This window comes from Acinetobacter sp. NRRL B-65365 (assembly GCF_001605865.1).
In the GTDB taxonomy this organism is placed as follows: domain Bacteria; phylum Pseudomonadota; class Gammaproteobacteria; order Pseudomonadales; family Moraxellaceae; genus Acinetobacter; species Acinetobacter vivianii.
Map to the genome: position 1 here is coordinate 137561 of NZ_LRPD01000078.1, position 13389 is coordinate 150949.

At 41.0% G+C, this 13389-nt stretch carries 12 protein-coding genes; 8 read left to right on the forward strand and 4 right to left on the reverse strand.

The window, feature by feature from the left end:
* Window positions 1–50: 50 nt before the first annotated feature.
* From tcuA to AWW72_RS18550, 8 genes are all read left to right on the forward strand, one after another.
* The gene (tcuA, locus tag AWW72_RS18520) at window positions 51–1457 is read left to right on the forward strand and encodes an FAD-dependent tricarballylate dehydrogenase TcuA (protein WP_062848304.1); all 1407 of its coding nucleotides are present in this window, start codon (window positions 51–53) and stop codon (window positions 1455–1457) included.
* On the forward strand, window positions 1447–2580 hold the full coding sequence (tcuB, locus tag AWW72_RS18525; RefSeq protein WP_062848305.1) for a tricarballylate utilization 4Fe-4S protein TcuB: 1134 nt from the start codon (window positions 1447–1449) through the stop codon (window positions 2578–2580). Before tcuA ends, tcuB begins: the two co-directional genes overlap by 11 nt.
* A 551-nt stretch (window positions 2581–3131) precedes the next feature.
* Window positions 3132–4001: a metal-dependent hydrolase gene (locus AWW72_RS18530; protein ID WP_062848306.1), complete on the forward strand. Its 870-nt coding sequence runs from the start codon at window positions 3132–3134 to the stop codon at window positions 3999–4001.
* Between the two features lie 372 nt (window positions 4002–4373).
* The gene (mutS, locus tag AWW72_RS18535; RefSeq protein WP_062848307.1) at window positions 4374–7031 is read left to right on the forward strand and encodes a DNA mismatch repair protein MutS; all 2658 of its coding nucleotides are present in this window, start codon (window positions 4374–4376) and stop codon (window positions 7029–7031) included.
* A gap of 138 nt (window positions 7032–7169) precedes the next feature.
* Window positions 7170–7337: a hypothetical protein gene (locus tag AWW72_RS19535; RefSeq protein ID WP_171254749.1), complete on the forward strand. Its 168-nt coding sequence runs from the start codon at window positions 7170–7172 to the stop codon at window positions 7335–7337.
* A gap of 168 nt (window positions 7338–7505) precedes the next feature.
* A complete protein-coding gene (gene fdxA / locus AWW72_RS18540; RefSeq protein WP_004652744.1) occupies window positions 7506–7835 on the forward strand; it encodes a ferredoxin FdxA in 330 nt (109 codons plus the stop codon).
* A 126-nt stretch (window positions 7836–7961) separates the two neighbouring features.
* The gene (locus tag AWW72_RS18545) at window positions 7962–8675 is read left to right on the forward strand and encodes a D-Ala-D-Ala carboxypeptidase family metallohydrolase (protein WP_032874297.1); all 714 of its coding nucleotides are present in this window, start codon (window positions 7962–7964) and stop codon (window positions 8673–8675) included.
* Between the two features lie 137 nt (window positions 8676–8812).
* Window positions 8813–9481, forward strand: coding sequence for an O-methyltransferase (locus AWW72_RS18550; protein ID WP_004773601.1), 669 nt, complete (start codon window positions 8813–8815; stop codon window positions 9479–9481).
* 119 nt (window positions 9482–9600) lie between these two features.
* On the opposite strand, the gene AWW72_RS18555 is transcribed toward AWW72_RS18550, so the two are convergent.
* The 4 genes from AWW72_RS18555 to AWW72_RS18570 form a co-directional block, all read right to left on the reverse strand.
* The gene (locus tag AWW72_RS18555; protein ID WP_004773602.1) at window positions 9601–10443 is read right to left on the reverse strand and encodes a universal stress protein; all 843 of its coding nucleotides are present in this window, start codon (window positions 10441–10443) and stop codon (window positions 9601–9603) included.
* A gap of 383 nt (window positions 10444–10826) precedes the next feature.
* Entirely contained in the window at window positions 10827–11441 is a 615-nt protein-coding gene (locus AWW72_RS18560; protein ID WP_062848308.1) for an acyltransferase, read from the reverse strand.
* A 74-nt stretch (window positions 11442–11515) separates the two neighbouring features.
* Complete coding sequence (locus AWW72_RS18565) at window positions 11516–12103, reverse strand: IMPACT family protein (RefSeq protein WP_047428975.1); 588 nt, start codon at window positions 12101–12103, stop codon at window positions 11516–11518.
* A gap of 94 nt (window positions 12104–12197) precedes the next feature.
* Complete coding sequence (locus AWW72_RS18570) at window positions 12198–13388, reverse strand: HlyD family type I secretion periplasmic adaptor subunit (protein ID WP_004773607.1); 1191 nt, start codon at window positions 13386–13388, stop codon at window positions 12198–12200.
* Window position 13389 lies beyond the last annotated feature (1 nt).

Sequence of the window (13389 nt, forward strand, 5' to 3'; positions counted from 1 at the left end):
CTCTTCCCTTTTAAAGCTACATTAGCCTTAGCTGAGAAAGGGAGAAATCCATGCATGATGTGATTGTAATTGGGGGTGGGAATGCCGCACTGTGTGCCGCACTCACAGCAAAAGAAAGTGGCGCGTCTGTGCTTGTCATAGAAGCAGCACCTAAAGAATGGCGTGGTGGTAACTCACAACACACTCGTAACCTCCGTTGCATGCATGATGCTCCTCAAGATGTATTGGTTGATGCCTACCCCGAAGAAGAATATTGGCAAGACCTACTTAAAGTCACTGCGGGCAAAACTAATGAGCACTTAGCTCGTCTGGTTATTCGTAGCACGGCGACCTGTCGTGACTGGATGCGTAAACACGGGGTGAATTTTCAGCCGCCACTATCGGGAGCTTTGCATGTTGCACGTACCAATGCCTTTTTTATGGGTGGTGGTAAAGCCCTCATTAATGCGTATTACCGTAGTGCCCAAGAGCTTGGCATTGATATTTTATACAACACAAAAATTAAAGATCTAAAGTTAAACCAAGGACATTTTGAAGCTGCAATTGCGGAAGATGGCCGTGTGTTTAAAGCGAAAAGCTGTGTATTGGCCGCAGGTGGTTTTGAATCAAATCTGGAATGGTTAAGAGAAGCATGGGGACAAAATGAAAACGGCGAATGGCCTGCCGATAATTTCATTATTCGCGGAACCCGCTTTAATCAGGGCAACTTACTCAAATTTATGATAAATCAAGGCGCCGATATTATTGGTGATCCATCACAATCGCATTGCGTCGCTGTAGATGCACGAGCACCGTTATATGACGGCGGTATTTGTACCCGTATTGACTGCGTTTCATTGGGTATTGTGGTCAATAACAAAGCCGAACGTTTTTACGATGAAGGCGAAGACTTCTGGCCAAAACGTTATGCGATTTGGGGCCGCCTTGTTGCCAAACAACCTCAGCAAATTGCCTATTCGATTATTGATTCAAAAGCGATTGGGCGCTTTATGCCACCTGTGTTTGCGGGTGTAAAAGCAAATAGCATTCAAGAACTGGCCGAAAAAATCGGACTAGATGTAAAAACCTTCTGTCACACCGTAGAAGAATTTAACCAAGCCTGCGTACAAGGCACATTTAACCATACCGTTTTAGATGACTGCACTACTCAAAATATTGTTCCCAACAAAACCCATTGGGCGGTTCCTCTCGATCGCCCGCCGTTCTATGCCTATGCGCTTAAACCCGGCATTACCTTTACCTATTTAGGCTTAAAAGTCGAAGATGATGCTGCTGTGCGTTTTAACGATAAAGCCAGCCGCAACCTGTTTGTCGCTGGTGAAATGATGGCAGGTAACGTACTCGGTCAGGGTTATACCGCAGGCGTTGGTATGTCGATTGGCACAACCTTTGGACGCATTGCCGGAAAAAATGCAGCCCACTATGCACTTTCACAAGGAGTTGAACATGAATGCTAGTACTAAAGCCCTAATTCCAGTTGTTCAGCTCTCTGACCATGAACAAGAAGTTCAAAGAGCCTTACAGATTTGTAATGCTTGTCGCTACTGTGAGTCTTTTTGTGCTGTATTTGCGGCGATGACCAAGCGTCTTGAGTTTAATCAAGCCGATATTCATTACCTCGCAAACCTTTGCCATAACTGTGGTGCATGTTTACATACTTGCCAATATGCCCCGCCGCACGAGTTTGGTGTAAACATTCCAAAAGCAATGGCGCAAGTACGTTTGGAAACATACCAAGAGTTTGCGACCCCGCAGCCTTTAGGCCGACTTTATAAGTCTGTTGGGATTCCTTTTGTTTCGGCGTTATCAGTTATTTTCTTTTTATGCATGTTAGCTGTAGTTTGGTACAAAGGCACCGACCTATTTGCAGGCTATCAAGGTAATTTCTATGCGATTTTCCCGCATAACTTTTTAGTTCTATTGTTTGGAGCGACTTTTACAGTTGCCATTGTTTTACTCGGCATCGGGATTAGTAAATTTTGGCGGCAGACGTCTAAAGTTATTCACGGCAAAGTTGAAAAACCAGACCTTATTCAAGCCTCTCAAAATGTTTTAACGCTTAAATATTTAGACGGTGGACATGGCAAAGGCTGTAATGAACAAGATGACCGTTACACACAAATCCGCCGCGTTTTTCATCACCTAACGTTTTATGGCTTTATGCTCTGCTTTGCAGCCACAGGTGTAGCGACTTTATATCACTATTTCCTTAATCTGCATGCGCCTTACCCTATCTTTAGCTTGCCTGTTATTTTGGGTACGTTGGGTGGGTTTGGCTTAGTGATTGGACCATCTGGTTTGCTTTATTTAAACCTTAAACGCCATCCATTACATGGTGACCGTGAGCAAAAACCTGTAGATCGAGGTTTTATTTTCCTTTTAATTTTAGTCAGTGCTTCAGGCTTAGCTCTCATGGTATTTCGTAATACCCCTTACATGGCACTTTTACTGATTTTCCATTTAGCCACGGTCATGACGTTTTTTATTACCATGCCATTTGGTAAGTTCGCACATGGTTTTTACCGCAGTGCTTCTTTACTCAAATTTGCCATCGAAGAACGTATTTCGAAAGGCCGATAAAAGATCATTCCCAATATTTTTAGCATAACACTATGAATATGCCCCCATATTCCATAAAAAATTAAGGGTATCTAAAAAGGATCATTGATAATTTTTGGATAAAAAAAGCCACATCTGGAGAATGTGGCTAAAGTATTGCTTTGCTTGCTACGGTTATACCGTAGTTTTAGATTAGAGCGATTAGCTTAATTTAAACTGAATAAATAACTTGTTTGAAGCTGATAATACGCAATCCTACAGAACCGGCAAATATAGTATTGTTCTATCCATATTAATCTCGTCGGGATAACCCTTCATGCAAACTCCCCTTATAAAACCACTTATACAAATAATTAATTTAATCATATAGATAAAAATAAATAAGTTCTTCGGTTAGCTGTAAGTATTGTTTTCTATATCGTATATTCAATGCTTCTTAAGAAAAATTTATTGATTACTTTTCAGCTCATACAAACTCAAAATAATTAACAAAATATGCCTTATGTTGCTATCTCGACCAACACTCTGATTTTATCTAGATAAGATTTTTCTTGTTCAGTTTATATACGTTTATGAAAAATGCCACTCTTTATAAAACAGACGAAATAGTCTCCAGAACGAATTTAGAGTTCCACTTTGATCAAGTACCTAAATATTGGTTTGGAGAAGATCCTTTTAAAACTCGTTTTTTTGATGCTTTAGGGTTATCTTTTCCCGACGGAGAGAAATTTTTCATACAAAGCGTTAAAGCTTTTAGAGATAAAGTCACAGATCCTAAGCTGCTCAATGATATCTCTGTCTTTATCAAACAAGAAGCTCAGCACGGCACTATTCATAACTTAATGAATGAAAATCTCAAGAAACAGAATATTCCAGTTAAGCGTCTGATGGGCGTGCTTAAAAACTCATTAAATTATAATAAATCTCTAGAATTCAATTTAGCAGTTACAGTTGCATATGAACATGTTACAGCCCTACTCGCCCAATGTTTATTTGAAGATAGACAAGTTTTTGCTGAGGCGGATCCACGTATGCAAGCGCTATGGATTTGGCACTCTATAGAAGAAATGGAGCATAGAGAGGTCGCTTTCAATGTCATGAAACAAGTAGGCAATATTGATGAAGAGATGAGAGTCATCGCCTTTCGCAAAACTTTTTCTCTTATTTTTGATTCAGCACTTGGAGTAGCAAATATTATGTTACGTTGCGATGGTTTCAATAACAATGAAAGAAAACTGATGTTGGATAAAGGAAAGGATTGGCTTTTTGGTCCGAAAGGCATTATGAGCACAAAAATGCCATTAATTTTAAATAGTTTAAAAGAAGACTTTCATCCTAGCCACTACCCAATTATTAATCATTATGATGTATGGGTGAAAGCCATTGAAGAAACGAATGACCCAATTTATGCAGCAAATAAATTTTGGGAAGCGGGTTTATAATAGATTCTTATTAAAAAACGCATGAAATTACATTTATCGATATTTTTATCAATCCTCTCATTTCGATAACGTCAAAGCGAAAGATCATCAAACCTGTAATTAACTGTTGTATAAGCTGACAAAGCAACTTCTTTTGTTGCTTATTTCTTCATTTCTCCAAGCAATCCTTTTTGTGAATTTCTATGGATTTGTTAAGATGAACCACGTGCAAATTTAACTACACCGCATATACCACTGACTCAAGGTGACATAAAAAAGCTATACTTTTTTATCTAATTCAGTCAGATTTGCACAGAATTATGAGGATGGATAACATCGTTAATCCTCCAGATCAGATTTATCTAAATATTAAGTTTCAAGGATTTAGTACGAATGAACAGCGCTGAAATCATGGCTGACTTATCCAACCATACACCAATGATGCAGCAATACCTTAAAGTCAAAACTGACTATCAACATGCTTTGCTGTTCTATCGTATGGGCGATTTTTACGAGCTTTTTTTTGAAGATGCTCATTTAGCAGCCAAATTACTCGGCATTACACTGACCCATCGTGGTAAAGCCAGCGGTCAACCGATTCCAATGGCTGGCGTGCCTTATCATGCAGCCGAAGGTTATCTCGCACGTTTAGTCAAAGCTGGACGTACTGTTGCGATCTGCGAGCAAGTCGGTGAAGTTACAGGAAAAGGGCCTGTTGAGCGTAAAGTCGTTCGTATTTTGACGCCTGGAACATTAACAGATGATGCACTGCTTAGCAGTTATCAATCTTCAAATCTGGTTGCGCTTTGCATTCAGCAAAATCAAATCGGTTTGGCCTTGCTTGATCTCAGTGCAGGTATTTTCAAAGTCCAGCAACAAGATTATAAGCCAGAGCAACTGGCAATCGAACTGGCACGTCTAATGCCAAGCGAAATCCTGATTGATGAAGATCTGATTGATAAAAATATTATTGAGCAAATCAAAAAGAATCTGGACTGTCCGATTACCAAGCGCCCAAATGTCGACTTTAATTTAAATAATGCCCAAAAAACGTTATGTGACCAATTTTCAGTTTCGACCTTATCTGGCTTTGGTTTAGATCCATTACCGCTTGCTAGAGCTGCCGCTGCTGCGCTGATTCATTACGCTAAAGAAACCCAAAAAACGGCATTACCTCATATCCGTTCAATTCAGATTGAGCAAAGTACTGACTTTATTGCGCTTGATCCGATTACGCGCCGCAACTTAGAGATCATCGAACCTCTATTTGAGCATGGTACTTCTCTGTTTCAACTCATCAATGATTGCCAAACGGCGATGGGCGGACGTTTGCTGAGCCGAACGCTGATGCAACCGATCCGTGACACAGCCATTCTCGATGCACGTCTTGATGCGACTGAACAGTTATTAAAAGGTTTCCATGAAGCACCTGTTCGTTTGGTATTAAAAGAAATTGGTGATATTGAACGTGTGCTCAGCCGTGTTGCTTTAGGCAGTGCTCGTCCCCGTGATCTGGTACAACTCCGTCATGCCTGTGCACAGATTCCGTTCTTACGTCATGCCTTAGCGCCTGTATTAAAAACCCAGCAATCTAAATTACTTACACAGCTTGACCAAGAGCTGGGCGACTTTAAGAGCCTCCATCAGCACTTAATGGCTGCGATTGTTGAAAGCCCACCTGTGCTTCTACGTGATGGCAATGTAATTGCAGAAGGTTATGACGAAGAACTGGATGAATTACGCAAAATTCGTGATCATGCGGGTCAGTTCCTGATTGATTTAGAGATTAAAGAACGTGAGCGTACAGGAATTAACACCCTGAAAATCGGTTATAACCGTGTCAGTGGTTATTATATCGAACTCACTCGTGCACAGGCAGAACAAGCGCCTGCCGATTATATTCGTCGCCAAACCCTGAAAAATGCTGAACGATATATCACGCCAGAACTCAAAGGCTTTGAAGATAAAGTGCTTTCGAGTGAATCGCGTGCCCTCGCCCGTGAAAAACTTTTATTTGAATCGTTATTAGATGAATTACGTCAGAATATTGCGCATTTACAAATGATGAGTGCGGCGATTGCGCATATCGATGTATTGGCAAACTTTGCCCATCAAGCGCGATTAAATAGTTGGGCAAGACCAGAATTTACTGCTGAAACCTGTATCAAGATTCAGGCTGGCCGTCATCCTGTGGTCGAAGCGTTAAATAAAGCACCATTTACGCCGAATGATACCTTCCTTGATCCACAGCATCGTATGGCAATTATTACTGGCCCAAACATGGGAGGTAAATCAACCTTTATGCGTCAGACGGCGCTTATTAGTTTACTCGCCTATTGTGGTAGCTTTGTCCCTGCCAAAGCTGCAAAGCTGGGTTCGATTGACCGTATCTTTACCCGTATTGGTTCTGCGGATGATTTATCGACAGGTAAATCAACCTTTATGGTTGAAATGACTGAAACCTCACAAATCCTTCATCACGCAACCAGCCAGTCCTTAGTACTGATGGATGAAGTCGGTCGTGGAACCAGTACTTACGATGGTCTTTCTCTGGCTTGGGCCTGTGTGGTTGATTTAACCAAACGCGTAAAATGTTTGTGTCTGTTTGCGACCCACTATTTTGAGCTGACTGAACTGGGTAGCGAAGCAGGCATTGATAACTACCATGTCACCGCACAAGAACTGAATGGCAATTTGATTTTGCTACACAAAGTTCAACATGGCCCCGCAAGCCAAAGTCACGGTTTACAGGTTGCGAAACTGGCAGGTATTCCTGCAAGTGTAATCAAGGAAGCCCAAAAGCGACTAAAAATTCTGGAAAAGCAGCAGCATCAACATTTACCAAATAGTGTGCAGAATGACTTATTCAGTGCCGTTGAGCATGAAATTGAAACTCAAGTTATTGAAAAGGTAATTGAGGTTGAAGCAAAATCACCTGCATTAGAGTTGTTACAAAACATTGATGTTGATGACCTGACACCACGTCAGGCGCTTGAACAGCTTTATCAACTCAAAGCTTTATTTAAGACCAGTCAGACACTTGAGAATTAATCCTCCGATCAATAAGCTCTATCCTTTGAGGTAGAGCTTATTTACATAGCACTTGCGTAATCTAACAATTGCTCACCCACCTTTTTTAAGGTTCATGTTATTCCTAAACCTAGAAAATTATTCTGTGGAGGAAATACCATGTCACGTGGCGATAAATCTGCATATACAGCAAAACAGAAACGACAAGCCAAGCATATTGAAGAAAGTGAACTGGAACAGGGTCGCTCTCAGGAAGATGCTGAACGTATTGCTTGGGCAACGGTGAATAAGCAAGATGGTGGTGGTCTCAAGAAAAAGTACAAATAAGCAAATTGCTGCTGTAGTTGAGACTTATTATCAACAAAAGTCATATAAATAAGTCCATTTCATTGATACGAATAATAAATATCAATAAAAGGAATTGTTTCTATCGGTATTTTTTGCCTAAAATACGCTATGCAAAATGAAAACCATATTTTTTAGGTAGCTGCCGCCATGACCTTTGTTGTCACCGAAAATTGTATTAAATGTAAATATCAAGATTGTGTTGAAGTTTGTCCAGTAGACTGCTTCTACGAAGGTCCAAATTTCCTTGTGATCAATCCAGATGAATGTATTGACTGCGCACTATGTGAACCAGAGTGTCCAGCAAATGCAATTTTCTCGGAAGATGAGTTACCAGAAGGCCAAGAAGTCTTTATCGAACTCAATGCTGAATTGTCTGAAAAATGGGCTGGCAATAACATCACTCAAATTGGTGAGCAACCTGCTGACCGTGAAGAGTGGAATGGCAAGCCAGACAAGCTGCAATATTTAGAAAAATAATTGAAAAAGGCCAGTTTTACTGGTCTTTTTTATACTTTAATCACACATTTCTTTGCAATTACCTCATTATTCATACGCCATTTTGCATTAAAATAATACGCCTATCGATTATGAACTGCGCTTTTTATGATTCGAAATAAATTACAGGGTCTATTATCATTATTTGCCATCCCTGTGATGATGGTAGGTTGTACGAGTTCAACCACAAAAGTAAATCAAAACCAAGGTAAAAGAATTTACATTCCTCAAGAACAAGTCACTTTAACCCGCCCTGTTCCAAATAAAGTCGAACCTGCTTCCTATCGCCGATGGCTCGGTCAAGGCGATAATTATGCACGCGTTCGCGAATACGAGCAGTATCTTGCCCGTAATAATGTTGCCCATATTGTTCCAAGTTTTGAGTTGCTACGTACTGCACGAGACTGGCAAAAATGTGGCCGTTCAGAATATATGGTGCCTAATCGTGAGTTATGGGGAAATGCCCTGCCAACCTTACGTGTCTTTAAATATCTGGTCGCAGCAAAAGTTTTAACGGATTTTGAAGTCACCTCGGTTTATCGAGATCTGCCTTTGAACCAATGTGCTGGTGGTGCAGGCTCTTCAAAACATCTATTTAACTCAGCCATTGATTTCCGTATTGGCCCTGAATACCCACAGCCACAAGATTATGCCTTTATCGAACAGACCAAATTCAAGTTATGCCAGTTCTGGGCACAGCATGGACAAAGTCTGGATATAGGCGTTGGTTTATATAGTTCTGGACAGATTCATATTGATACGCAAGGTTATCGTACTTGGGGCCCTGACCTGACCCGTAATAGCTCGATGTGTAATTTCTAAAAATCCCTCGGCAACTTGAAAAGAGATCAAATTGATCTCTTTTTTGTTTCATTGCACAGGATTAATTGAGCAATCAAATTGCACTCTGATCATAAACGTTTAAAATGCAGCTAACAGATTCATAGGTAAACTTGATTATGCAACAGATGTGGACCGACATTGATGACTATATCAATTCACATTTAATTCCCACAGACCCAAGACTTCAACATGCATTAGATAATACCGATACTCAAGGGTTTTCTAATCATTTGGCTGTTGCGCCTAATCAAGGCATGTTTTTGCAGATGCTGATCCAGATGAACCAATGCAAACGTGTATTGGAACTAGGAACTTTTGGCGCCTACAGCACCATTTGGCTAGCCAAAGCGCTGCCAGAAGATGGTTATCTACTCACCGTTGAAGGACGTGATACTCATGTCATCATTGCGCAGGAAAATATTGATTTTGCCAATATGCCAACCACCATTGAACTAAAAAAAGGGCGTGGTGCAGATATCATGAATCAGCTGATTGCAGAAGGCAGTGAGCCATTTGATTTCATTTTCATTGATGCGGATAAGCAAAGTTATCCTGAGTATTTTGAGTTAAGTTTAAAACTTGCTCATTCAGGTACCATTATCGTGCTGGATAATGTGATTCGTGCAGGAGATATTCTGGATGAAAATAACAAGAAGCCAAGTATTGAAGGGATTCGTGAAGCATTCACGGCGTTAAAAGACCATCCTCAACTGTTATCTTGCACAGCATTACAAACTGTAGGCTCAAAAGGTCATGATGGCTTTGCAATTGCCATCGTAAAATAGAGATTAAAAAACAACCTATTTAATTTAGTTGTGTAATATCAACAAATTATATTTATCTCCAATGCTTTTCCATACAGTTATCCACAGGAATTGCGGATAACTATATGGAAAGAAATGAATCACTTAGCGACAAGTAACGGCACATTGGCATTCCGGAAGATTGTCGTGGTAATACTTCCCAAGAAGAACTGATGAATTTTACTGTGGCTAAATGCCCCTAATACAATCAGCTGAATATCATGTTCCCTTTGATATTCAAGAATATTTTGCGCAACATCACCATAACGGTACACGGATACTACTTCCAATCCAGCATCAGTTAAGTACTTCTCTGGTTCTGCCAGCATTTCAGGATGATCACCGACGTAGAGCAAGTGGCATTGCAAGAGTTTCAACAGATCACTTTTTGCAATACGTTGCAGCATTTTCTGGCAGGTTGGTGAATATTCATAGGCAAAGATAAAACGTTTCGGTGGCTGGAAATGCTCGCCTACCGTAATAACAGTACAGTTTGCACCACGAATGAAGTTTTCAACATTGCTACCAATCGGTTTGTTTTTCTCGGCAGCACGCTCACCCACCCGACCAATAATCACAATATCGTTTTCATCGAGAAGGTTAAAACTTTGCTCAAGAAAATCACCTTTTTCCTGAATCTTGGTGCTGGTTAAGCCATACTGTTTTTCGATAAGCTCAGAGATATGTTTAAGCAAATTATTACTATAATCCAGTGCAAGCTCACTTTGCTTTTGTTCTAGCTCAGCCAGCTCTTTCAACAGCATGGCATTACTTTCAAAGCCAATCACACCGCTGATTTCACCTAAATGATAACTCGCTGGGTAATAGTCCAGAATTTGCAATAGTACCAATTCTCTTTGTGTCTGTTTGGCCACCCACACAGCCGCCTCAGCCACAGCATCAATGCAGGGTGAAGAATCAATACATGCAATTACACGGTTCATTTTTCGCCTCTCTTTAGGTAATACCTTAGGTCTTCTACTTATTTTTAACTTATCACAGATAAAAGCGAGGAAGGTTAAATTTATGTATCGAATCTCATAAGCTTTTTAAGAGGGTCTGTTGATATTTCACGATGCTTGCGACAGTGGACATTTTTTAGATGCCACAAGGCACATTTGGCGAAATTTAGTCATTCTAAATGAGCTGAATGTAACGCAGTGGCAGCAAAAAATGTCCCTGTCCCACAGGGTTACGGCTAAAATCTCCTCAAACTTCGTTATGAAATTTGACAAGGGGGTCGCCATTGCCTGCATTTCATGCCTTGTTTGAGTCGTTTTAGCCAATAACGCAATGCATGGGTGAAATTTCAATAGACCCTACACTTTTACTCATTACGATAACGAATTATTTTTGCTGGATTCCCTGCCACGATTGCATAATCGTCTACATCTTTGGTTACCATACTGTTCATGCCCACAACTGCATGATCTCCGATTTTAATACCATCCTTAATTCCCACATGCGCGCCGAGCCAGACATCGCGCCCTACCTCGATTCCTTTAGAGCTAACAGGTTGCTGATAGATAGCACGATCCATTTCCATACCATGATCGAAGGCATATAAATGACTATAAGCCGCGATTCTGACCTGATCATGTAGTTTAATGCCTGTACGCCCTCCATCCAGAATACAGTGATGGTTAATCGCGACCTCATTGCCGATTTCTAACGGGCCATGCAAGGTGCAATCCGCTGCGATAAAGGTATTATCTCCAATCGAAATCTTACGACCGCGTTCTGCAAAAATATGTGTCAATGGAGAAATGAAACAGTTCTTGCCGATTTCCACCGTTTCCATGTCCATTAAATAAGCCTGATATTCAGCTTGCCATGCTTCTGCCCATTCACGATGTTTTGGCTTGAGTGTCCAATATAACCAAGGCATATAATTAAGGCGCTGCTTATGCTGCTCGCGATATTTCAGTAAAGGATCATTCATCCTCTTGCTCCTCAATAAACTTCAGCACTTCACGCCCTGAGAGGCATCGCCTCGCAAGAGAAGACAGATACATTTCAGTCATCACATACATGTAATTTCTCACGTCCTCTACTCACATCTTGCAGCTTAAGTCTTAAAGGCTCAATCTGATGCACTTGCAGTCGGGCCTGAACTGTAACTCCAGTATCGGTATAACTTTCCTGATATTCAATCTGTTGCTGCATCAACTCATACTGCATAATGGCCCATTCATTGAACAAGCATGCAAACTGGATTTCTTTCTTTTCAATCAGTTCAATTTTTTCTGCTAACAATAAGCACTGACCTGCGCAACCGCCATAGGCACGCACCAAACCACCCGTACCCAATTTAATACCACCATACCAACGATTGACCAGTACAATAACGTTGGTCAGTTCATTACCTTCAATGGTTGCAAGAATGGGGCGACCTGCCGTGCCTGAAGGTTCACCATCATCATTAAAACGGACATGATGCCCAATTTTCCATGCCCAGCATTGATGCGTGGTTGAAGTATCTTTGTATTGCTCCAGAAAATCTTTAACCTGCTGTTCATTTTCAACAACAGCCGCAATCGCTTGGAAACGACTTTTTTTAATGTCTTCTTCAAAAGTTACCGTACTGGCAATGGTAAATGGCATAAAAAACAAGATAAAAACTGAAAAACAGATTATAGCCGCTTAACTGACAAATAAAAAACCTCGCCTGAAGCGAGGTTTTCTCAATCAGCACAACTTAGCGTTCGCGTAATGCTTCTTTGGCTTTATTAAACGGTTTAAGCAGGTAATCCATAATGGTTTTTTGACCTGTACGAATATCCACTGTCGCCACCATCCCTGGGGTAATACTAAATGCCTTACCCGCCTTGTTATAGAGGCGATCTGAATCGGTACGGATATAAACACGATAATAGAACTGATCCTGCTTCACTTCATCACGAATGGTATCTGGAGAAATTACAGTTACTTTCCCATCCAGACCGCCGTAAATCGAATAATCATAGGCCGTAATCTTCACCAAGGCTTCTTGTCCCGGACGAATAAAAGCAATATCTCGCGGAGAAATACGAGCTTCAATCAACAGTTTATCTTCCAGTGGGACAATGGTCATCAATTTACCATTTTGCGGAATCACCCCGCCTAAAGTCGTGACATCAATTTCTTTGACCACACCACGTACTGGCGCTTTAAATACCGCACGTTGTAAGCTATCAGCACGTCCATTCACTACTTGTTGTTGTGTCTGGATATCAGTATTGGCTTTGGAAAGCTCTTCTCGCGCTTTGACATAATATTCGTTACGCGTGTCATTGATCTTATTATTCAAGTCATTGGCTTCACGTTTTAAGCGCAACACTTCAACTTCACTCGCTGCACCTTTTGCCACTAATGGCTCAGTCATGGCAAGCTCTTGTCGTACTAGCTTGGCAGCCTGTTCATAACCTGCGATGGATTGCTCCAGATTCTCACGGCGCGAATAATAAAGTGCGGTTTCCTCTTGAACCAGCTTAGGACTTTTCTTAACTTCCTCAGGAAAAGTCAGCGGCGTGCCATTCACTTCCGCACGTAAACGCGCTGCGGTTGCCTGTGCCGAAATCAGTAAAGACTGCGACTCCCCCACATTCGAAGCTAAACGTGTCGGATCAAGTTGAGCAAGAATCTGCCCCTTTTCCACCACATCACCTTCATTCACATCAAGCTTGGTTAAAATACCACCCTCAAGTGACTGAATGATCTGCTCTTTTGAAGATGGAATAACTTTACCTGTCCCCGTAGAAACTTCTTCTAAATTAAACAACCATGCCCAGATCAAGAGTACAAGTAAACCAATCCCAATCATCCAAACAACGAGTGTCGAACGAGGTAACTTAGGTTCCTTATAAGTTACATTCATCGGACGGCTACTCGTTTTTTGTTCTTCACTCATA

Excerpts from the sequence above, each read along its gene's own strand:
- AWW72_RS18565 (WP_047428975.1), bottom strand. The coding sequence starts at position 12,103 with ATGCCATTTACCATTGCCAGTACGGTAACTTTTGAAGAAGACATTAAA.
- tcuA (WP_062848304.1), top strand. The coding sequence starts at position 51 with ATGCATGATGTGATTGTAATTGGGGGTGGGAATGCCGCACTGTGTGCC.
- AWW72_RS18530 (WP_062848306.1), top strand. The coding sequence starts at position 3,132 with ATGAAAAATGCCACTCTTTATAAAACAGACGAAATAGTCTCCAGAACG.
- AWW72_RS18570 (WP_004773607.1), bottom strand. The coding sequence starts at position 13,388 with ATGAGTGAAGAACAAAAAACGAGTAGCCGTCCGATGAATGTAACTTAT.
- AWW72_RS19535 (WP_171254749.1), top strand. The coding sequence starts at position 7,170 with ATGTCACGTGGCGATAAATCTGCATATACAGCAAAACAGAAACGACAA.
- tcuB (WP_062848305.1), top strand. The coding sequence starts at position 1,447 with ATGAATGCTAGTACTAAAGCCCTAATTCCAGTTGTTCAGCTCTCTGAC.
- AWW72_RS18545 (WP_032874297.1), top strand. The coding sequence starts at position 7,962 with ATGATTCGAAATAAATTACAGGGTCTATTATCATTATTTGCCATCCCT.
- mutS (WP_062848307.1), top strand. The coding sequence starts at position 4,374 with ATGAACAGCGCTGAAATCATGGCTGACTTATCCAACCATACACCAATG.
- fdxA (WP_004652744.1), top strand. The coding sequence starts at position 7,506 with ATGACCTTTGTTGTCACCGAAAATTGTATTAAATGTAAATATCAAGAT.
- AWW72_RS18555 (WP_004773602.1), bottom strand. The coding sequence starts at position 10,443 with ATGAACCGTGTAATTGCATGTATTGATTCTTCACCCTGCATTGATGCT.
- AWW72_RS18560 (WP_062848308.1), bottom strand. The coding sequence starts at position 11,441 with ATGAATGATCCTTTACTGAAATATCGCGAGCAGCATAAGCAGCGCCTT.
- AWW72_RS18550 (WP_004773601.1), top strand. The coding sequence starts at position 8,813 with ATGCAACAGATGTGGACCGACATTGATGACTATATCAATTCACATTTA.